Annotated in this window: 12 protein-coding genes; 3 read left to right on the top strand and 9 right to left on the bottom strand. The window is 72.4% G+C overall.

Going from position 1 to position 21,366, the window contains the following annotated elements:
- Positions 1-103: 103 nt before the first annotated feature.
- A complete protein-coding gene (locus tag FHR36_RS13020) occupies positions 104-2,083 on the bottom strand; it encodes a glycoside hydrolase family 5 protein (RefSeq protein ID WP_253796547.1) in 1,980 nt (659 codons plus the stop codon).
- 524 nt (positions 2,084-2,607) lie between these two features.
- Here FHR36_RS13020 and FHR36_RS13015 point away from each other — a divergent pair.
- The 3 genes from FHR36_RS13015 to FHR36_RS13005 are packed head-to-tail and all read left to right on the top strand — an operon-like array spanning position 2,608 to position 4,757.
- A complete protein-coding gene (locus FHR36_RS13015) occupies positions 2,608-3,693 on the top strand; it encodes a hypothetical protein (protein WP_253796545.1) in 1,086 nt (361 codons plus the stop codon).
- Positions 3,694-3,738: 45 nt separating this feature from the next.
- Positions 3,739-4,248, top strand: a complete 510-nt coding sequence (locus FHR36_RS13010; protein ID WP_253796543.1) for a RipA family octameric membrane protein — start codon at positions 3,739-3,741, stop codon at positions 4,246-4,248.
- Positions 4,249-4,286: 38 nt separating this feature from the next.
- A complete protein-coding gene (locus FHR36_RS13005; RefSeq protein ID WP_253796774.1) occupies positions 4,287-4,757 on the top strand; it encodes a hypothetical protein in 471 nt (156 codons plus the stop codon).
- A 25-nt stretch (positions 4,758-4,782) separates the two neighbouring features.
- On the opposite strand, the gene FHR36_RS13000 is transcribed toward FHR36_RS13005, so the two are convergent.
- The 8 genes from FHR36_RS13000 to FHR36_RS12965 all read right to left on the bottom strand — a co-directional run bounded on the left by FHR36_RS13000 (position 4,783) and on the right by FHR36_RS12965 (position 21,366).
- On the bottom strand, positions 4,783-5,865 hold the full coding sequence (locus FHR36_RS13000) for a hypothetical protein (protein ID WP_253796541.1): 1,083 nt from the start codon (positions 5,863-5,865) through the stop codon (positions 4,783-4,785).
- A 98-nt stretch (positions 5,866-5,963) separates the two neighbouring features.
- Complete coding sequence (locus FHR36_RS12995; protein ID WP_253796539.1) at positions 5,964-7,703, bottom strand: ABC transporter ATP-binding protein; 1,740 nt, start codon at positions 7,701-7,703, stop codon at positions 5,964-5,966.
- Positions 7,700-9,508, bottom strand: coding sequence for an ABC transporter ATP-binding protein (locus tag FHR36_RS12990; RefSeq protein ID WP_253796538.1), 1,809 nt, complete (start codon positions 9,506-9,508; stop codon positions 7,700-7,702). Before FHR36_RS12990 ends, FHR36_RS12995 begins: the two co-directional genes overlap by 4 nt.
- A gap of 154 nt (positions 9,509-9,662) precedes the next feature.
- Positions 9,663-11,504: an asparagine synthase (glutamine-hydrolyzing) gene (asnB, locus tag FHR36_RS12985; RefSeq protein WP_253796537.1), complete on the bottom strand. Its 1,842-nt coding sequence runs from the start codon at positions 11,502-11,504 to the stop codon at positions 9,663-9,665.
- A 69-nt stretch (positions 11,505-11,573) separates the two neighbouring features.
- On the bottom strand, positions 11,574-12,782 hold the full coding sequence (locus FHR36_RS12980) for a cytochrome P450 family protein (RefSeq protein ID WP_253796536.1): 1,209 nt from the start codon (positions 12,780-12,782) through the stop codon (positions 11,574-11,576).
- A gap of 293 nt (positions 12,783-13,075) precedes the next feature.
- Positions 13,076-14,686 carry a (2,3-dihydroxybenzoyl)adenylate synthase gene (locus FHR36_RS12975; protein ID WP_253796535.1) on the bottom strand — a complete coding sequence of 537 codons (1,611 nt, stop codon included), beginning with the start codon at positions 14,684-14,686 and terminating at the stop codon, positions 13,076-13,078.
- 15 nt (positions 14,687-14,701) lie between these two features.
- Complete coding sequence (locus FHR36_RS12970; protein ID WP_253796534.1) at positions 14,702-15,991, bottom strand: salicylate synthase; 1,290 nt, start codon at positions 15,989-15,991, stop codon at positions 14,702-14,704.
- Positions 15,988-21,366 carry a non-ribosomal peptide synthetase gene (locus FHR36_RS12965; protein ID WP_253796533.1) on the bottom strand — a complete coding sequence of 1,793 codons (5,379 nt, stop codon included), beginning with the start codon at positions 21,364-21,366 and terminating at the stop codon, positions 15,988-15,990. Before FHR36_RS12965 ends, FHR36_RS12970 begins: the two co-directional genes overlap by 4 nt.

The following is a 21,366-nucleotide window of genomic DNA, read 5'->3' as shown; positions in this document are numbered from 1 at the left end:
GGGAACCCGGAGGTGGCCACGATCACGATCGCGGCCGGCACCTCCCGGTCCCCGTGGCGCCGACTGCCGCCCTGCGGCGGGACACTCGGGTTATGGGGTCGGGTCAGTCGAGGGGGCGGCAGAGCAGGGCGTCGGGGGTGTCGTGGTACTTCTGGCTCGACGACCAGTTGAAGGCCACGCCGGCGAGGTACTCGTCGGTGCGGCACTGGCCCTTGGAGTCCCAGGGCGCCCAGTCGCTCCTGGCCTGCTTGTCGGTCGGGGCCGGGTTGTCACCACGGTCGAACCAGACGACGCGGTTGCTGGTTCCGAGGCTCGCGGCCACGGGCTGGCACATCACGCTGGTGAACGCGGTGTCCCACATGCTGTAGCCGGCCACCATGGTGCCCTCCGGGCACTGGGCCTTCTCCCAGCCCGGGGCCCAGTCGTCGGTCATGTACTTGGCGTCGGTGACGACCTCCCAGTCGTCGTTGGTGATCGCGGGCTCGTTGACGTTGGTGCACAGGCCGCGGTGCTTGTAGCGGCTGAGACCGATCAGGCGCTCGCCGTCCGGGCAGGAACCCTGGAGGTTGCCCGGGGTCTTGATCGGGAAGTTGGCACGGACATAGGACGAGGCGTTCTGGTTGCCGTGGTCGAGGTTGATCATGTTCCAGCGCTCGGCCTTGGCGACCTTGCCGGTCTTGCCGCCCGCGGTGACGAGCTTGTTCCAGTCGGCGGCACGCCAGTCGCCGCCGTCCTCCAGGCCGGTGCGCTTGCCGTTCGCGGCGTAGGACAGGGCGGCCCAGTTGTCGTTGGGCTTGCCGCTGCTGTTGGCCCAGCCGACCAGCGGCCAGATCGCGAAGTCGGTGTCGTTCTTGACCAGGATGTCGGTGAACCGGCGGAACCAGTCCTTCTCCTTGGCGTCGGTCTGGCCGCGTCCGCCGGTGCCGAACTCGCTGACCCACACCGGCGCGGTGAAGTGCTGACCGGACTCGGTGACGAACAGGGCCTCGTCGTTGACGGCCTTCTCGAGGTCCTCGGGGCTGAGGTCGCGGTAGCGGGGGTCGTTGGTCTCGCCGTTCTGCCAACCGCCGGAGGCGCCGGTGTGGTTGGGGCCGGTGAAACCGTAGAAGTGGACGGAGTAGACCAGCTTGTTGGAGTACATCAGGGTGTTGGACATGTTCCGCACCGGCTCGAGATTCGGGCGCCAGTGGGAGGTGATGCCCGACGGGATGCCGACCCAGTTGATGCCCTCCATGATGATCAGCATGTCGGGATCCTTGTCGAGGATCCGGTTGCCGGTCTCCTGGTACGCGGCGTACGCGTCGTGGTCGTCGCCCCAGTCCCAGTTGGGGTCGTCGGTGCCGTCGCGGCGGATCTCGTTGCGCAGGTCGGCGCCGACCACGCGCTTGTTGTCCTTGTAGCGCTCCACCATGAACAGCCAGTCGTCCTCCCACTTCTGGGCGGACTGGCCCTTGTTCCAGCGCTCGTTGCCGTCCAGGCCGCAGCACCAGTGGTAGGTGGTGGTGTGGTTGTTGAGAACCACGGCGAAGCCGTCGGCGGTGAGCGCCTTGACGACCGCGTCGTAGACCTCCAGCGGGGTCTTGTCCCGCAGCTGCGGGTTGGCCGCCACCGCCGAGTCGGGCACGGTGTCGGTGTCGTCGATCATCGCGTCGGCGTACGGCAGGCGGATGGTGTTCAGGCCCAGGGCGTGGAAGTCGGCCAGGATCTTGGCGATCGGCACCCGGTCCAGACCCATCGGGATGTTGTGGGAGACCTCGCCGGCCTGGTTGTTGGCCGGGTCGTTCTCGTCGCCGGAGCCGAGGTAGTGGCTCTGCGCGCCGTCCCAGTTGCCGGCCTTGAGCTTGAAGCGGTTGCCCTTGGCATCGACGACGTAGCGGCCCTGGGTGGAGAGCGGGCCGGTCCAGGACGCGGCCAGTTGCTTGCCGGTCAGCGCGACCGGGGCGCTGCCGGCGGCGGCCGCCGGGGAGACGACGGCCACCGGGCCGGGGACGGCGCCGATCAGCAGGGCTCCCGCAACCAGCGTCGCGGGCAGGGCCCGGGTGACGGCTGCCCTGAGGAAGCGGTTGGGCGTGGTGGATCGCATGGGTTCACTCCAGGGTGGGGGAAGCGAAGTGGAGCGGGTGGAGCAGGTAAGAGGGAACGCGGAGCGGACTCCGGAGCGGGGCTCCGAGGTCCCGGGGAGTGGCTGGCGGGTGGATCCGGAGGCGCGGTGATTCCTCCGCGGAAACGGCAGCGAAGCGAGCCGGCGCAACCGCCCGGCCAGCGGCACGGTGCGTCCAGGCGCCGCCGGCCGTCACCACGTAGGTCTCGTGACCTTGATCCGCTCGCGCCGGTACTGAGGATTCCGCCCTTGACCTCGGGGAGCAATCAGGGCGGGTGCAATACGTATCCCTAACAACACCGCAGGACGGGATACGTACCCCATGGTGCGACCGCGCGGCAGTGCGGCAGGGGACGGCGCAGCCGGGGCGCTGCGCATCGCGCCGGCATGCTCTCCGGTTGACAGTCGGCGCACGACCGGAACGCCGCCCGCCCCTGCCGTTCCGCGAACGGCTCGCCTAAGCTCGAAGGGCCGGCACATCGGACACGTCGGAAGGCCTGGACGAGATGACCACCAGCGGGGGACAGTGGCCGGTCGGACCCGACGGAGTACCGGTCGGCCCCTGGGCGCCGCCCGGTTGGGCGTCGGGGCCGCCGGCGCCCAAGCCCGGTACCGTTCCCCTGCGCCCACTCCACCCCAGTGACATCATCAGCGGCGTTTTCGCCACGGCCGGGCGCTACCGCAAGCCGCTCTATCTGCCGCTGCTCGTCCTCGCTCTCGCCTGCAGTCTGCTGGTCGGCGGCTGCGCCTGGGCGGCGCTCTCGGAGCTCGGACGGCTTCCAGCCGAAGGCGGGCAGCTGACGGACGGAGAGTTCACCCGGGCGGCATGGGTGGTGGGGATCGTGTTCGGCTTGGTGCTGGTCTGTGCGACCGTCGCCTACGCTGCCACCGCGGCGCTCAGCACCACCGTGCTCGGTCATGCCGTGCTGGGCCGGTCGGTGACGGCCCGTGAAGCGTGGGCGCAGGCCCGGCCCCAGCTGGGGCGGGTACTCGGCACCCAGCTCCTGACCGCGGCGGCCGCACTGGGGATCCTGGCCGTCTCGGCGCTCCCGAGCATCCTGCTGGGAGTCACGCTGAACAGCCCCGCCCCGGCGCTCTACGGCCTGTTCCTGCTCGTCCCGGGCCTTGTCGGCGCCCTCTACGTGGGCGTCCGGCTCGTCATCGCCGTACCGGTCGCAGTGATGGAACGGCAGCGGCCGGCCGCCGCGATCCGCCGCGCCTGGCAGCTCAACCACGGCGCCTGGTGGCGCAGTCTGGGTGTCACGTACGCCGTCAGGGCGGTCGGCTCCGCGGTCTCCCAGACGATCACGTCCGTGGTCGCGGCGGTGGCGCTCCGACTTGTCCTCTCCGACGCCCTGACCACCGAGCAGCTCGACGTGTCGACGCTCTCGGGGGCCGATCTCGCGCTGCTGATCGTCGCGGTGGGCGGCGCCGTGGTCCTGACCACGACGCTCAGTGCGCCGCTGACGCCGCTGGCCGTGGGGCTGCTGTACCTCGACCGGCGCATGACGCGGGAGAACCTCGCGGCGGGCCTGGCCGCGGCCGCAGGCCTCCCGCCCGACTCCAGCACGGGTCAAATGGGCCGCAGTTGACGCAAGGTCAGGCCAACCGCAACACAAATGGACGATGATGATCGCATGACCGACATCCGCGAAGACCTGTGGAACGAAGCGGTAGGACCCGACAGCTACTCGGCTGCCACCGAGAAGTACCAGGACGCGATACTCAACCAGTACAAGATCTGTGTCGAGATGGCGGACCGGGTCAGCTCGCGGCGCAATCTCACCAACACCTTCTTCCTCTCCCTGAACAGCGCGGTGGTCGCCCTGTTCGCCGGGGTTTCGGCGGATGCCCTGGCCCGGGTCTCGGTGTGGGTCCTCGCGGCGGGGCTGCTGATCCTGCTCACCCAGTGCCTCACCTGGTTCGTCATGGTGCGCTCCTACCGCCAGCTCAACGCGGCCAAGTACAAGGTGATCGGCGCCCTGGAGGAGCGGCTCCCGGCGTTCGCCTATTCCAGGGCGGAGTGGGGCAGCCTCGGCGAAGGGAAGGACTGGCGCGCCTACGTGCCGCTCACCGACGTCGAGCAGTGGGTGCCCATCGTCTTCGGCGCGGCCTACGTGCTGGGCTTCCTGGCCGTCGCGCTGTGAGCAGACCCGCGACGTCGACGATCGCCGTGACCGGGCACATGTGCCTGACCCCGGCCACCGAGGACCTGGTACGGGATGCCCTGGGCACCCTGCTCGCCGGACTGACCGGGGACGGGCGCCGGCTGGTCGGGGTCTCCTGCCTCGCTCCGGGTGCCGACACGATCTTCGCCGAGGCCGTGCTGGGAGCCGGGGGCGAGCTCGTCGCCGTGCTGCCGTCCCGCGACTACCGGGACCGTACGGTCCCGCCCGAGCACGCATCGAGCTTCGACCGCCTGCTGGCGGCAGCCACCGAGATCACGGTGCTGCCGTTCGACACGGCGGAACCGGCGGCCTTCGAGGCGGCCAACGCCCGACTCGTGTCCGTGGCCCAGCTGTTGGTGGCGGTCTGGGACGGGCTGCCGTCGGCGAAGGGCGGCGGGACGGCGAGCGCCGTGGCGACGGCCCGGAGGGCCGGGGTGCCGGTGGCGATCGTGTGGCCCGAGGGCGCGGAGCGGGCACCCGACCGGTGACCGTCCCGGCCCGCGGCCCGCAGGCTCAGCCACGTGGCGGCAGTGCGGCCAACTGCTCGATCGTGGGCCTGAGTCTGCGCTTGACCAGCCGGTTCAACGTCAGGACGCTCGGCACGCGCACCGCCGTCGGATCGAACCGGACGAAGGTCGCCCGCCAGTCCGGGTCGAAGACCACGACCCCTTTGAGGACGAAGTCCCAGCGCAGCCGTGACCGGCCGCCGTTCACCACCACCTCCCACCACGGACGCCGCGGCCGGGCGGGCGGCGGGAAGTCCGGCAGTGCCGGCAGAGCCGGCCAGCGACCGGAGTCCGGTGCCCCCGGCTCCTCGGACGACCGCGACGCGTAGTACTCGCCGAGGGCCCGGCGAAAGCTGTCGTAGTCGTCCGGAGTGCCGTAGACCAGCAGGACCAGCCGCTCGGGTGGCAGGATGCGCAGCGCCTCCGTGAACTCCCACACCGTCCCGGGCCCGTCGCCCGCCGTCAGCAGGACGACGTGCGCGTGCCGGATCAGCCGACTCACGGCCTTCTTCCACTGGTCGTCGTCGGGCAGATACCCGCGCGACGCGCCGGGCAGCGGAAGTCGCTCGTTCGGCCGGCCGACCGCGACGACCCGGCCGAACCGCCGGAACCGCCTGGTCAGCGCCTCCTCGTGGGTCAGCCCGGAGATGAAGAAGATGGCGTCGCTCGTGCCCGAGCCCCCGGAGATGTCGAGAGGTTGCTCGGCCAGGATCGGATCGTTGTAGAAGGGGCGCAGGTAGAGGACGTAACGCGTCCCGAGAACCCGGTCGAAGGAGTCGATGGTCGGCGTGGTGTGCTGCTTGCCGCGCACCACGAGCCGCCGGCCGACTCCGAGGAGCCGCAGGCCGAGGACGGCCGCAACGACTGCTCCCAGCTCGCCGAGCCACCACAGCGGTTGGTGGAGACCGGCCGGCAGGCGGCCGTCCCTGAACCCAGCCCGGAACCAGCCGGTCCCGCCCAGACCCACCACGATCCCTGCCACCCGCAGGGTCCACCCGGCGGCGATCAGGGCCCGCCCTGGCCCCGTCCGCTGATGGCCGCGCGGCGACAGGCTTTCCTTCGACTGCGGATCCACGACCATGCCCGACATCCCCCGATGTCCTCCGACTGTCGCCCGCAACGATACTCCCGCGCCGTCCTCCCAGCCCTCAAGTGGCTTGACCAGGTGAGAACTTCGGAAGGATCTGGTCAACCGGTGGACGTCCGCGCCGCAACCTGCGCCGCCCACATCCGCGCATACCTGCCCTCGGGCTCGTCGAGCAGTTCGTGGTGGGTGCCGCGCTGGGTGACCCGGCCGCCGTCGATGACGAGGATCTGGTCGGCGCCGACCACGGTGGACAGGCGGTGGGCGATGACGACCACGGTCTTGCCGGCCACCAGACGGTCGATGGCCTGCTGCACCACGACCTCGGACTCGGTGTCCAGGGCTGCGGTCGGCTCGTCGAGCAGGACGACGGGGGCGTCCTTGAGGATCGCCCGGGCGATCGAGATGCGCTGGCGTTCGCCGCCGGACAGCGCGGAGCCGATCTCGCCGACCCGGGTCAGGTAGCCGTCGGGGAGGCGACGGACGAACTCGTGGGCGTTGGCTGCGCGGGCCGCCGCCTCGATCTCGTCGTCGGTGGCGTCCGGGCGGGCGAGCGCGATGTTGGCGCGGATGGTGTCGTCGAAGAGGTAGACGTCCTGGAAGACGACGGCGATGTGGCGCAGCACCTCGTCCGGTCGGAGTGTTCGCAGGTCGGTGCCGCCGAGCCGGACGGTGCCGTGCTGCGGGTCGGCGAAGCGGCTGATCAGCTTGGTGATGGTGGTCTTGCCCGAGCCGGAGGGGCCGACCAGCGCGGTGAGGCTGCGTTCGGGGATGGTCAGGTCCAGCTCGGTCAGGGTCGGTTCGTCCTGACCGTCGTAGGCGAAGGTGACCTGCTCGAAGCCGAGGTCGAAGGTGGTGGGGGCGGCTCCGGGGGCGGTCACGGTCAACGGCGCAACGGTCAGCACCTCGTCGACCCGGCTGAGCGCCGCCTCGGACTGTTCGAAGAGCTTGGTCATGGTCGCGGCCATGCTGAGCGGTTCGGCGAACCGGGCGGCGGTGACCACGACGGCGACCAGGACGGCGAGCGACAGGCGCGCGTCGAGGACCAGCGCGGCGCCCACCGCGACGAGGATCACGAAAGCGAGCTGGACGAGCAGTTGGGCGCCGGCGACGGGCAGCGAGGCCGAGCGGTTGGACCGGGCCTGTGCCTGCTGCTGGTCCGTCAGCACGGCGGCCAGGCGCGGCGAGTCGGCACCTGCCTGCCCGGTGGCCTTGAGGACGGGCAGGCCCTGGACGTACTCCACGATGCGCCCCGACAGCGCGGCATCGGCCTCGTCGACCCGGTGGAAGCCCGCGTTGGACCGCCGCTGCACCTGCCGGACCAGCGGCAGCGCCGCGAGGGTGGCCGCGACCAGTACCAGGCCCAGGCGCCAGTCCAGCGCCAGGACGACGACGCCGAGCACCGCCGGCACGGTGACCAGTTGCACGAACAGGGTGGAGAGCGAGGAGATCGCGCCAGAGGCGGTGGTGGCGTTGGCGCCGACCACCGCGGTCAGGTCGCCCGCAGCGCGACGGGCGAGTTCCTGCTGCGGCATGGACCGCAGGCTCGCGCCGAGCCGAAGCCGGGTGGAGTGCGTGACCAGGTGCCAGTAGTCGTAGGTGAAGGCCATCTCGCGCACCCGCAGCGCCGCTTCCACGGCCACCAGGACCGCCAGCACGCCGACCCAGAGCCAGGCCCGCCCGGCACGGACCGGGTCGCGGGTCAGCTCGGCGAGCAGGGGAACGAACGAGGCGTAGGCGGCGGCCTGCACCAGGGTCGCGGCGAGCGAGACGCGCAGGGTGGTGCGGAACTGCGCGGCGTAGGGGCCGGCCGCGGTGAGCATCAGGCGCAGGATCCGCCTCATCGGGTTGCCTCCAGGTTCGGGGTACGGGCGGCGGCGAGGCCCCAGCGGGCGGCCTCGGTGTGACACGCCCACAGGCGCGCGTAGCGCCCGCCCGCCGCCACCAGGTCCGCGTGGCGCCCGCGTTCGACGATCCGGCCGCCGTCGAGGACCGCGATCTGGTCGACGTCCACGATGGTGTTCAGCCGGTGGGCGATGATCAGCACGGTCCGGCCCCGGGTGAGGCGGGCGAGGGCCTGCTGGATCGCGGCTTCGTTCTCCGGGTCGGCGAAGGCGGTGGCCTCGTCCAGGATGACGATCGGCGCCTCGGAGAGGATCGCCCGGGCGATCGTGATCCGCTGGCGCTGGCCGCCGGAGAGGAGTCCGCCGCGCTCGCCGACCTGACTGTCGTAGCCCTCGGGCAGCTCGTCGACGATGAAGTCGTGCGCGGCGGCGGCCCGCGCCGCGGCGCGGACCTCGTCGTCGGTGGCGCCGGGCCGGGCCAGCCGAATGTTCTCGGCGACGGTGCCGGCCACCAGGAACGGGTCCTGGAAGACCAGCGCGACGTGCCGCAGCAGGACCTCGCTGCGGATGTCTCGGACGTCGACGCCGCCGACCCGGACCACGCCCGAGTCCACGTCGTGGAAGCGCGGGATCAGCCTGGCCACCGTGGACTTGCCGGCCCCGGAGGGACCGACCAGCGCGCAGACCGTGCCTGCCGGGATGTCGAGATCGATGCCGTCCAGCACCGGTTCGCCACGCTCCGCCGCGTAGCGGAAGACCACCTGTTCCAGCGCGACCGCCGACCCTTCGGGCTCGCGCGGGTGCTCGGGCTCGGGCAGCGGCGGCCGGTCGAGCAGTTCCCGGATCCGGATCGCCCCGGCCTTGGAGTCGTTGATGTAGTTGGTCAGGTGCATCAGCGGGGCGATCGCCTCGATGGGCATCGCGCCGACCAGGAGGCCGAGCAGCAGGTCCCTCGGCCGGATCCAGCCCATCTCGAGCATCGGTACGGCGCCGGCGGCGATGACCAGCAGGGTCGGCAGCGGCACGATGAACAGGCGGGTCAGCAGCCCGGAGGCGCGGGAGGTCGCCAGCCAGCCGGCCACCGACTCGGTGAACTCCCCCACCGCGGCGGCGAACCGGCCGAAAGACGCTTGGCCGTCGTCGAAGGTCCGCACCACCGGCATGCCCTGGACGAACTCGACCACGGCGGCGTTGACGTTCTCGCTCGCCGTGTTGTACCGCTCGCGCTGCTCCGTGTAGTCGCGGGAGAGCAGCGAGAGGCAGATCATCGCGACCGGCACGATCAGCAGTACGGCGAGCAGCAGCCGCCACTGCACCACGCCGAGGGCCAGCAGCGCCGCCAGCGGTTGGGCGACCCCGGAGCCGACGAACGGCAGGGCGTCCGCGACGACGTTGTGGAGCGATTTGACGTCGTCCTGCACGATCTTCTTGATCCGGCCCGAGCCCAGCCGCTGCACCTCGCCGAGGGGCATCCGGGCGAGCACACCGGCCAGTGCCCGCCGCAGCTCCACCTCCAGGCGGTAACTCGCCTCGTGGGCGAGGTGTTCGGCGAGCAGCCGGCAGGCGAATCCGGTCACCAGGCCGGCCAGCGCGCCGCACGCCCAGGCGGTGACCGCCTCGCCCGACGGGTGGTCGGCGAACAGCTCGCCCACGGCGAACGCCGCGCTGACGAAGCCGGCGACCGCGCTCACCCCGCCGACCACGCCGAGCAGGGCCGCACGGCGCAGCCGGGTGCGCACGGCGGGTGCGAGCGCGACCAGGTCGAGGACGGTCCGCAGGCCGCCCGGCGGCCGCTCGCGAGTCATCGGCGGGCTCCGGGAAGCTGCTCCGCGAGTGCCGCGACGGCGTCGGCGGGAGGGGCGGCTGCGGTTGCGTGTTCCTGCTTCACGTGAGCTCCTGATCTGGGGATGTGGCTGCCCGGGCACCGGGACGGAAGGGTCGATGGCCGAGCGTCGGGCGTCAGCTGATCCGCAGCTGCGGCCGGTAGAGGTCGAACCAGTGGTAGAGGTCCAGGACCCGCTCCAGACCGAGCCGGGCGTCTGCGGCCATCGTGGCGGCGTCCAGGCGGCAGAGGTTCTGCAGCCAGGCCCGGTCCACCAGGTCGAACACCGGACTGGTCCGCTCGGCCAGGACCTCGCGTGCCTGTGCCTGGAGGGCCTCGGCGTACCGGGGGTCCTGAGGCGAGGGGTACGGGCTCTTGACCCGGTCGACCACCGACGGCGGCAGCAGGTGCCGGACCGCGCCCCGCAGGAGGCTCTTCTCCCGGCCGTCGTAGTTCTTCAGGGCCCACGGTGTGTTGTAGACGTACTCCACCAGCCGGTGGTCGGCGAAGGGCACCCGGACCTCCAGCCCGGCCGCCATCGACATCCGGTCCTTGCGGTCGAGCAGCGCGCGTACCAGGCGGGTCAGGTGGAGGTTGGAGATCACCCGCATCCGCCGCTCGAAGTCGTTCTCCTCGCCGCTGTGCTCGACCGCGGCGACCGCGGTCGCGTACTGGTCCGCGATGTATCCGGGGATGTTGAGCTTCTCGCGCACCTCGGGGCGCAGCAGGGCGGTTCGGTCGGTGGTGTGGGCGTTCTGGAAGGCGAGCCAGGGGAAGGTGGGAGCATCGCGGGCGGCCGGGTGGTGGAACCAGATGTAGCCGCCGAACAACTCGTCGGCGAACTCGCCCGACAGGGCCACGGTCGACCGCCGGCGGATCGCCTTGGAGAGCAGGTACATCGAGGAGTCGATGTCCCCGAGGCCGATGGGCATGTCGCGGGCGGCGACGACCGCCCGGCGCACCTCGGGCTCGACCAGGTCGGCGGAGTCGAGCACCACGTTGTGGTGCTCGGAGCCGACGTGGGCCGCGACCTCGCGGATGAACGGGGAGTCGGGTGTCTCCCGCAGCTCGTCGGGCGTGAAGTTCTCCTCCTGTCCGGCGAAGTCCACCGAGAAGGTGCGCAGCACCCCGCCCTGCTCCTTGGCCCGCGCCGCCGCCAGCGCGGTGACGGAGCTGGAGTCGAGACCGCCGGAGAGCAGGACGCAGACCGGCACGTCCGCGACCAGTTGCCGGTCGGTGATGTCGGTCAGCAGCTCACCGATCCGGCCGACCGTGGCCGCCCGGTCGTCGGTGTGCACCGCGGTGGGCAGCCGCCAGTAGGACCGGTGGCGGACGCCGGTGCGGTCCACCGTGGTGACGGTGCCCGGTTCCACCTCGTGCATGTCCTTCCACAGCGACCAGCCGGGTGCCTTGGTGAAGCCGATCAGTTCGTGCAGGCAGTCGGTGTCGACCACGCGGCTGGCGGCCGGGTTGGCCAGGATCGCCTTCGGTTCGGAGCCGAACAGGACACCGTCCGGGGTGCGGTGGTAGTACAGCGGTTTGACGCCCATCCGGTCACGGATCAGGACGAGCTTCTCGTCCCGCTCGTCCCAGATGGCGAAGGCGTACATCCCGTTGAGCCGGTCGGCGAGGGCCTCGCCCCACTCCAGGTAGCCGACCAGGACGACCTCGGTGTCGCTGCCGGTGCGGAACCGGTGGCCACGGGCCTGAAGTTCGCGGCGCAACTCGGTGAAGTTGTACGTCTCTCCGCTGTACACCAGGACGACGGATCCGCGCGGTGTGCCGATCTCCATGGGCTGGCGGCCGCCGGCCGGGTCGATCACCGCGAGCCTGCGGTGGCCGAGCGCCGCGTGGCGGCCGACCCAGGTGCCGGCGGCATCGGGCCCGCGGTCGGCCATGGTCGAGGTCATGTCCTCGATCACGGATCGTCGGGTGGTCAGGTCCAAGTCGTAGGCGACCCATCCGGTTATCCCGCACATGTGCTGTCCTTCGGTACGTGGTGCGCGGCTCCCGCGCTCTCCGGTGGTCGGCGGCGGTCTCGTCGCACGTCAGCCCAGCCGCACGGGGAGCGTTTCCAGGCCGTGGATGGCGGTGCTCGCCCGCCACCGCAGGGTGCCCGGCTCGGCGGCGAGTTCGAGGTGCTCGAAGCGCTCCAGCAGGCGTCCGATGCCGATCTCGCCTTCGAGCCGGCCGAGCGGCGCCCCGACGCAGAAGTGGATCCCGTGCCCGAAACCGAGGTGGCCCGTGGCGGGTCGCCGCACATCCAGGCGGTCGGGGTCCTCGAAGCGCTTCCCGTCGCGGTTGGCGCCCAGCAGCGAGATCAGCACGAACGCGCCGGCCGGGATCCGCACGCCGCCGACCTCGACCTCCTCGGTGGTGTACCGGGGCGAGGCGGTGTTGTTGGGGGTCTCGAAGCGCAGGAACTCCTCGACGGCGCTCGGGAGCAGTGCCGGTTCCGCGCGCAGTTCGGCCAGCTGGTCCGGGTGGTGCAGGACGGCGGACAGACCGCTGCCGATGAGGTTGACGCTGGTCTCGTAGCCACCGATGAGCAGAATGAACGTCATGGCGATGAGTTCGGGGAGCGAGAGCCGGTCGCCGTCCTCGGACACGTGCACCAGGGCGGAGAGCAGGTCCTCGGTGGGCTCGGCCCGCTTCTGCTCCACCAGTCCCGCCAGGTAGCCGCCCATCGCGGCGGACGCGGCGCCGATCTCCTCGGCGGGGGCCGACGACACCAGGACGTTCGACCACTCGCCGAACCTCGACCGGTCGGTCGCGGGTATCCCGAGCAGCTCGCAGATCACGATCATCGGCAGCGGGTAGGCGTACGCCGCGATCAGGTCAACGGGCTCGCCGAGCGGCAGTGTGTCCAGCAGCTCGTCGGCGATCTCCACGATGCGCGGCCGCAGCCGGGCGATCGTCCGGGGTGTGAACGCCTTGTTGACCAGCTTGCGCAGCCGGGTGTGGTCCGGCGGGTCGGTGTTGAGCAGGTGCCGCGCGAGGTCGCTGGAGAAGGAACTCGGCTTGCCGTCGGCGGCCTCCCGCAGCTTCTCCAGGCGGTCGTACACGCCGGCGCTGCTCAGCCGGCTGTCGGTCAGCAGTGCGCGAGCGTCGTCGTACCCGGTGACGAGCCAGGCCGGCAGACCGGTCGGCAGGATGACGGGCCGCACCGGCCCCTCGCGCCGAAGCTGCTCGGCGACGGCGTGCGCGTCCTGGACGAACCGCGCGTCGAGCGCGGTTGCTGTCTCCGGCGAGACCATGGGTGTCTCCTTCGATCGGTTGACTCTGAACAGATGAGGTCGCACTGGTACGCGCCCGTCGGCGGGCGCTACGTCGTGCCTGGCCGACCCCGCAGACCGGTCGGAGCGGCCAGCCGGGACACGACGGCGCCGGTGACCGCGCGGCTGCGCGGCGGGCGTCGGCGCCGGGCCCAGCGGTGACCACCGACTCACGCCAGGCCGCCGGGGTCGGCTCGGCGACCAGGCTTATCGGTAGTGGTTATCATATGCATCAAGCAAGGCCGGGGAGCAAGTCCCGACCGGAGGCCGAGCGCTCAGACGGACGCCCGCTCGACGAGCAGCGCGGCCAGGGCCCGCCGATTGACCTTGCCGAGTGCGGTGCGCGGGAAGTCCTCCACCACCCTGACCCGGTCCGGCAGTTTGAAGGCGGCCAGGCCCGACGCGACGAGGTGGGCGTTGAGTTCGGCGCGGGTGGGCGGGGTGCCGTGGGCGATCACGCAGGCGCAGCTTCGTTCGCCGAGGGCGTCGTCGGGGATGCCCACCAGGGCGATGTCGTGGACGGCCGGGTGGGTCAGCAGATGGTTCTCGACCTCCTCAACGGGGATCTTGTCGCCGCCGCGGTTGATGACGTCCTTGATCCGCCCCTCCACCACCAGGTGGCCGCTGGGCAGTTGGCGTACCAGGTCGCCGCTGCGGTAGTAGCCGTCGGGGGTGAAGGCGGCGCGGTTGTGCTCGTCGGCCCGGTAGTAGCCGCGCAGCGTGTAGGGGCCGCGCACGTGGAGTTCGCCGACGTCGCCGGGGGCGACCGGCCGGTCGTCGGCGTCGACGATGCGCAGCTCGTCGTCGGCGCAGAGCGGGCGGCCCTGGGTCTCCAGGACCAGGTCGTCCGGGTCGTCCGGGCGGGTGAAGTTGAGCAGCCCTTCCGCCATGCCGAACACCTGCTGGAGCCGACAGCCGAGTACCGGTTCGATCTGCGCGGCGGTGGCGGGCTTGAGCCGGGCCCCGCCGACCTGGAGCAGACGCAGGCTGCTCAGGTCGGCGATCCCCCAGTCGGCGGCCTCCAGCCAGAGCAGGGCGAGCGGCGGGACGAGCGCGGTGACGGTGATCCGCTCCCGCTCGATCAGCGGGAAGGCGTCGTCGGGGCTCGGAGTGGGAGCCATCACCACCGTTCCGCCGGCGTGCAGGGTGCCGAGGGCGCCGGGGCAGGCCAGCGGGAAGTTGTGCGCGATCGGCAGGGCGACCAGGTAGCGGCTGTCGGTGTCGATGCCGGTCACCTCGGCGCTGGCCGTGGCGTTGTAGACGTAGTCGGCGTGAGTGCGGGGGATCAGTTTGGGCAGCCCGGTGGTTCCGCCGGAGAGCAGCAGCAGCGCGACCTCGGACGGATCGGGCTCGGGCAGCGCGCGCGGCTCGGCTCCGGCCAGGTCGGCGAGGGCGGTGAACTCCTGCGGCTCGCCGACGACCAGCACGTGCCGCACGCTCGGTGCCCGGTCGAGCAGGGTGCGCGCCAACTCGCGGTGGTCGTACCCGAGATGGGTGTCGGGGATGACGTAGGCGACCGCCTCGGCGAGCCGGGCCAGGTGGGTGATCTCGGCCTCCCGGTGCGCCGGCAGCGCGAGGACGGGGATGGCGCCGAGCCGGAAGCAGGCGAAGGCGAGCGCCAGGAACTCGGCCACGTTCGGCAGCTGGACCAGCACCCGGTCGCCCGCGCGGATGCCGAGGCCGTCCAGTCCGGCGGCCAACCGGTCGGCCCTCCGGTCGAGTTCGCGGTATGTCCAGCGGCGGTGCGCATCGACCACCGCGAGCAGGTCGGGTGAATCGGCGGCCCGGTCGCGCAGCAGCGAGCCCAAGGTGCGACCTTGCCAGTGGCCGCGTCCGCGGTAGCGGGCGGCGAACTCCTCGGGCCACGGGGTGAATCCGTCCAGCATGGGCGTGGGCCTTTCTCAGGTCGTGGGGACGGTGTAGGGCGCGACCGCGGCGAGCTTCTCGCAGGTCTCCTCGTACTCGCGGGCCGGCCGGGACGCCCCGACCACGCCGGCGCCCGCGCGCAGCCAGCACCGCCCGTCGCGGCGGTAGACGGCCCGCAGCACCAGGGCGGCGTCCAGCGAACCGTCGTGCGAGGCCATCAGCACGGTGCCGGAGTACAGGCCGCGCGGCTCGCCCTCCAGCTCGGCGATCAGCCGGTACGCGGCGGCTTTGGGGATTCCGGACGCGGTGACCGGCGGGAAGACCGCCCCCAGGGCGTCCCAGGCGGTGCGGCCGCGGGACAGCTGCGTGGTGACCCGGGAGCCGAGGTGCTGGACGCTGCCGCGTTCCTTCACCGCCATGAACTCCTCGACTCTGGTGGAACCTTCGCGCCCCACCCCGCTCAGCTCCTCGACCGCGAGGCGGACCGAGAGCGCGTGCTCGAACACCTCCTTCGGGTCGGCGAGCAGTTGCTCGCGCAGCACCGCGTCCGTCCCCGGGTCACCGGTGCGGGCGCGGGTTCCGGCGAGCGGCTGGGTGGACGCGGTGCCGGTCGGGTCGACCTCGATCACCGTCTCCGGGCTGAATCCGGCCGCCTGCCAGCCGCCGAGGTCGAGCAGGAAGGACCGGGCGGGAGTGTTGCCCCGCCTCCCGCGCACGTAGGTGGCGGGCAGGTCGACGGTGTACGGCACGGTCACGGCCCGGGAGAGGATCGCCTTCTCCAGCCGCCCGCGGCCGATCTCCGCCACGGTGTGCGCGACGGCGGCCCGGTAGCCGGAGTCCTCGGCCCGGGTGGCGACCGGGGCGGGCACCCCGGACGGCTCGGTGGCCGCTTCGCCGAGCAGCGTGCGGACCGAATCGAGTACGTCCCGGTCCAGGGCGCGCACCAGGATCCTCTCCTCGCGTACCCGCAGCTCCAGCCGGGGGACGATCAGGTGCGCCAGGGTCTCCCCTTCCGCACCCGTGCCCGAGGCCAGCTCGAACCCGGCCCAGCCGTAGGCGTTCCAGCCCGGCACCGGCACCTCGGCGAGGGCCAGTGCCACCTGCTTCCAGGGCGTGCCCGACCACGGCCGCGAGCTGCCGTCGAAGCCGCTGTGCACCTGCCGTGCGTCCACCCGGATCTCGCCGAGGGGACGGGCCGCCACATGCCAGCAGCGCTCGCGCTCGTAGACGACGTGCTCGCCGAGCAGGCCGGAGGAGGCAAGGTGGGCCACCGTCAGCACCGGGTCGAACGGGCCGTCGACCAGGATTTCCTGATAGGTCGTCATCGGATGTTCTCCCGGTTCCGGCGCAGCGGCTCGGCGACGAGGTCGGCGACCCGGCGGGCGTTGGGCTCCTCGATGCAGCTGAAGTGGTTGCCCTCGATGTCGGTGACGGCGAACTCGCCGACGCACACCTCGCGCCAGAAGGCGAGTGTGGTCTCGTCCATGCCCGGCGCGAAGCCGGAGGCGCCGCGCGGCCGCAGGAAGCGGATGTCCCCGGCGTACGGCTCCGGTGTGAAGCGGGCGGACAGGAAGCTCTGGCGGAACACCCGGAACATCGCGCCGACCATCTCGGGCAGCGTCTCCTGCCCGGTGGCCTCGCTCGCGGCCCGCGCGTACCGGGCGAACCGCTCCTCACGGGTGTCGGCGCTCAGGCGGCGGAAGAAGTCCGCGATCCCGTCGAGCTCGGCGTCTCCCCCGACCTCGACCAGCGATCCGGCCGGCACCCTGCCGCCGTTGCGCTCGATCACCTGCATGAAGGCGCGGACCGCGGAGTGGGCCTGGACCGGGCCGTAGCCGATGCGGTCCAACGACAGGTGCAGATTGGGGACGAACAGTGTCTCGATCATCAGGTCGTCCTCGACGTCGACGACCACCGGGTGGCTGCTGGCGAGGACCAGGTCCGCCACCTCCGCCCCGCGCTCGGCGAGCCGCCGGGCCACCTCGGTCGCGTACAGGCCGCCCAGGCAGTAGCCGATCAGCTGGAAGCGGGTGTGGCCCTCGGCGAGCAGCCGCTCGGCGTAGTCGTCGGCGGCCTTCTCGATCACGGAGGCCGGGTCGAGGGCGCAGTAGACCTCGGTGTCGTCGATGACGACGCCGAGCACCGGTCCGAGCCGCTGCGCCACCAACTCCTTGGCGAGCGGGCGGTAGCAGTCCATGGTGCCGAGGCCGGCGTGGAACATCACCCGCAGCGGCCCGTCGCCGCCTGTACTGAACGGCACGAGCAGGGCGTTGCCGGACGTGCCGCGCCCGGGCACGGGTTCCGGGGTGCTGCGGCCGCGCAGGAAGCGGGCGAGGGCCGCGGTGTTCGGCTCGTTGAGCAGGTGCCGCAGCAGGGCGTCGAACGCGACGTCGGCCGCCTCGGGCACCTCTTCGCGCAGGCGTCCGGCCATCCGGGCCATGATCAGGGAGTCGGCGCCGAGGTCGTAGAAGTTGTCGGTGCGTCCGATCGGGCCGCAGGCGAGTGCGGCCGCCCACAGCTCGGCGAGCGCGGACTCCAGGGCGTCGGCGGGCCGGTCGCCCCCGTCCGCCTGGCGGGCGGCGGCCTGCGCGGGCCGCCAGGTCGCGAGGGTGCGGCGGTCGACCTTGCCGTTGCCGGTGAGCGGCAGCGCGTCGGCGATCTGGACGTGCGAGGGCAGCATGTGCGCGGGCAGCCGGGCGGCCAGGTGGCTCACCAGCTCGTTCTCGGTCACCGGCGCACGGTCGGTCTTGAGCCGGGCGGCGAACAGGTGGATGCCCTGCGGTTCCAGCGGGTGCCCGGCCTCGGGCAGGCAGAGCACGTCCTCGGCACCGGCGGCGGCCAGCAGCTCCAGCCAGGCGTCCCGGTCGTGGTACGAGGGGCCGCCCGCCCGGCGCTCGTCCTCCGGTTCGGTCATCATGAACGCCTGCGAGGCGAGGATCCACGGGTGTTCGCGGGTCGGCTCGGTCAGCACCAGCCAGCCGCCGGGCGCGACCAGCTCGGCGAGCCGGGCGAGGGACACCTCGATGTCGCGGGCGTTCTCCAGCACCCCGGCGGCGAGCACGACGTCGAAGGAGTTGGGCGCCAGGCCCTGGGCGCGGTGGTCGCGGTCCACGTCGAACACGCCGAAGCCGATGCCGGTTCCGTCGTGGCCGCCGAAGCGGCGCCTCGCCTCGGGCAGGAAGAACGGCGCCACGTCGGTGAACAGGTACTCGGCGCCGGTGCCGGCCAGCACCTCCAGGACGCCCTCGGTGGTACCGCCGGTGCCCGCACCGGCCTCCAGCACCCGCAGCGGCCGGTCGCCGGGGTGCAGGTCGAGGATGCGGCGGAAGACCCGGCCCACGGCCCGGTTCAGGTAGCGGGCCATCACGTGCTCGCGGTACAGCGAGTGCGCGGTGTCGAAGCGGCCGTCCGGGAAGAGCAGGGCGACCGGGTCCTGGCGGCCGGTCAGCAGCTCGGGCAGCAGCTCGGCGTTGCGCCGCAGGTACGCGACGAACTCGGCCGACCCGAGCGCGTCCGTCCAGACTCCCTCCAGCCCGGCCCAGTGCTGCCCGGCGCTGTCCGGGTCGACCGGCCCGGCCTCGGCCAGCACGGCCTGCCAGCGGCGCACCAGCCAGCGGTGCTCTGGCGCGATGTCCGCCGCGTCGACCGTGCGGAGGGCGTGCGCCATCGAGGCGAGTACGGCCGCGTCGAGATGCTGCCCGTACGTCTCCATCAGAGCGCGGTCGAGCCCTTCGACCGCGCCGTCGGCCGCCGTGCGGACGTCTTCCGCGAGCCCGTCGCCGGGCCGGTCGGCGGGCACCCGGGCCGGTTCGACGACCGCGAGCAGCCCGCGGTCCGCCGCGGAGCCGTCCAGGACCGCCCCGGCGGCGGCGACGGCCGGGTGCTCCAGCAGCGCCGCCTCGATCTCGCCCAGCTCGATCCGGTGGCCGCGCACCTTGACCTGGGTGTCCTCGCGGCCCAGGAACTCGATCTCCCCGCCGGGCAGGTAGCGGCCGAAGTCACCGGTCCGGTAGAGCCGGACGCCGCCGTGGGTGACGAAGCGGTGCGCGGTCGTCCCGGCGTCGCCGAGGTACCCCTGGGCGAGGCCGTCTCCGGCGATGTACAGCTCGCCGGGCACCCACACCGGGCAGTCGCGGCCGCGCGCATCCAGCACCCGGAAGGCCTGGTTGGCGAGCGGGCGCCCGTACGGGATGCTCCGCCAGCCGGGCTCAAGACCCCGGTACACGTGGTGGATCGACCAGATCGCGGCCTCGGTCGCGCCGCCGAGGGAGACCACCTGGAGGCCGGGAAGGCGGCCGGAGATCTCGTCGGGGAGGGTGAGCGGGATCCAGTCGCCGGAGAGCAGGGCGGTGCGCAGCGTGGGCAGGTCGAGAGCGGGCTCGGTCGCCAGGTAGGTGGCGAGCATCTGCATCAGCGCGGGGACGGAGTTCCACAGGGTGACGCCGTGTTCGGCGATCAGCTCGGCCCAGTGCGAGGGGTCGGTGCGGCGCGCCGGGTCCGGCAGGACGAGCGTGCCGCCGACCGCGAGCGGGCCGAAGATGTCGTACACCGACAGGTCGAAGCCCAGGTTGGCGAGGCCCAGGACGCGGTCCTCGGCGGTGACGGCGAAGCGGCGGTTGATGTCGACGACGGTGTTCTGGGCGGCGCGGTGGCTGACCACGACGCCCTTGGGCCGGCCGGTGGAGCCCGAGGTGTAGATGACGTACGCCGGGGTGTCCGGGTCGGCGGGCGTGAGGTGGGCGGGCGCCGGCACGGGCCGGAGTTCGTCGACCGCGATCGCGTCGGCGGGCAGGCCGTCCGTCAGCCAGGACTGGGTGAGCAGGTGCCGGACCCCGGCGTCCTGCAGGATGGTCGCCCGGCGCAGCGGCGGCTGGACGGTGTCCACCGGCAGGTAGACGGCGCCGGCCAGCAGGGTGCCGAGGACGGCGCTGATCTGGTCGACGCCCTTGTCCATGACGATCGCCACGCGCTCGCCCGCCGTACAGCCGCGGGCGCGCAGCGCCTCGGCGACGGCGGCGGCCCGGTCGGCGAGGTCGCGGTAGGAAGTCGTCTGGGCGCCGATCACGGCGGGGCGGTCAGGGGTCTCGGCCGCCTGGGCGAAGAAGCCTTCGTGCAGCAGGGTGTCGGGCAGGGGTGCGGCGGTGTCGTTGGCCTGTCGCCTCTCCTCGGCCTGCCGGGCGGGCAGCGGCACGGTGTCGTCCGCGTCCCAGCGGGCCTCGTCGGCGGCGAGGCCGCGCAGGAGTGCCTCGAAGGCGTCGAACATGTCGTCGGCGAGTCCGTCGGGGAACACTCCGTCACGGATGTCCCAGTTGACCTGGAGGCCGTCGGCGTCGTCCATGGCCTGGCAGTCGATGAAGACCTGCGGGGTCTGGGTGATGCCGAGGCCGTCGAGCCGACCGGCCGCCCGGTTGCCGTCGTCGCCCTCGCCGAGGCCGATGGCGCTGGTGAAGACGATCGGCATGAGCGCCGCCTCGCGGCCGCGCCGGCGGGCGAGTTCGCGCATCACCTCGACGCCCGAGCAGAGCCGGTGGTCGAGGTCGTCGAAGAGGCGGGCGGTGAGCGCGGCCGCGCGGTCGGTGAACGAGCTGCCGGTGCCCCAGTCGACGGCGAGCAGGTTGACGGAGGTGAAGTCGCCGACCACCCGGCCGACTTCGGGGTGCAGCGGCAGCCGGTTGAGCACCGTCAGATTGAGACTGAACCGGGGGCTGCGGCTCCAGCGCTCCAGGGTGGCGGCGTAGGCGGCGAGGACGGCCGAGGAGGGGGTGAGGCCGCGCTGCTGGGCGCGGTGCTTGAGTCCCTCCCAGACCGGGGTGTCCAGCTTGAGGTAGCGCCGCCGGAAGCGTGCCGGGACGTCCTCCCGCTCGGCGAGCGGCAAGTCGGCGAGCGGCAGGTCGGGGCCGGCGGGGAGCTCGTCGAGCCGCTCCCACCAGTAGTCCCGGTCCTGCCGGTGCCGACCGGTCTCGCGCAGCCGACGCTCGGCGAGCAGGTAGTCGCGGAACGTCAGTTCCAGCTCCCGCAGTTCGCGGTCCGGGTCGGCGTGCAGCGCCTCGAACTCGGCCAGCAGCAGCCAGATGCTCGCCCAGTCGGCGATCAGGAAGTCCATCGACAGGTGCAGCACGGCCCGCTCGTCGGTGCGCGTCACCCGCAGGTCGAACAGCGGCCACTGGTCGGTCGGGTACACCCGGTGGCCGAACTCCTCTCGCACGGCCGCCAGTTCCTCCTGGACCGCCTCCTCCCCCGCGCCGCGCAGGTCGGCGGCGGGCACCGGCAGATGCGGGACGTCCGGCAGCACCCGCTGGTAGCCGTCGGCCTCGACGACGGCCCGCAGCATGTCGTGCCGCTCGACCAGCCGGTTCCAGGCGGCCTCGGCGCGGGCCGGGTCGAGGTCGGGGTAGGTGACCTCCAGGTAGACGTGGCAGGCGACGCCGCCGTGGTCGAACACCTCGCTGCGGCCGAGCAGGTACGCCTGCTGGACGTCGGTCAGCGGAAAGGGCTCGTACCGGGCCCCGGGGTCCGGGACGACCACGGCCTCGGTGCGGTCGGCGCGCAGCCGGTCCAGGACGGCTGCCTTGGCCTCGCGCAGGCGCTTCAGGCGGTCGTCGGTCAGCGCGCCCTTGGGCGCTCGGTAGCGGAGGTTGCCGTCCTCCTCCCACAACTCGACGCCTGCGCCGCTCAGTTCGGCGATCAGCTCGGCTGCCAT

The organism is Kitasatospora cinereorecta (genome assembly GCF_024172095.1).
In the GTDB taxonomy this organism is placed as follows: Bacteria; Actinomycetota; Actinomycetes; order Streptomycetales; family Streptomycetaceae; genus Kitasatospora; species Kitasatospora cinereorecta.
Note: the sequence above shows the minus strand (reverse complement) of the source record. Positions and strands in the feature narration are given on the sequence as shown.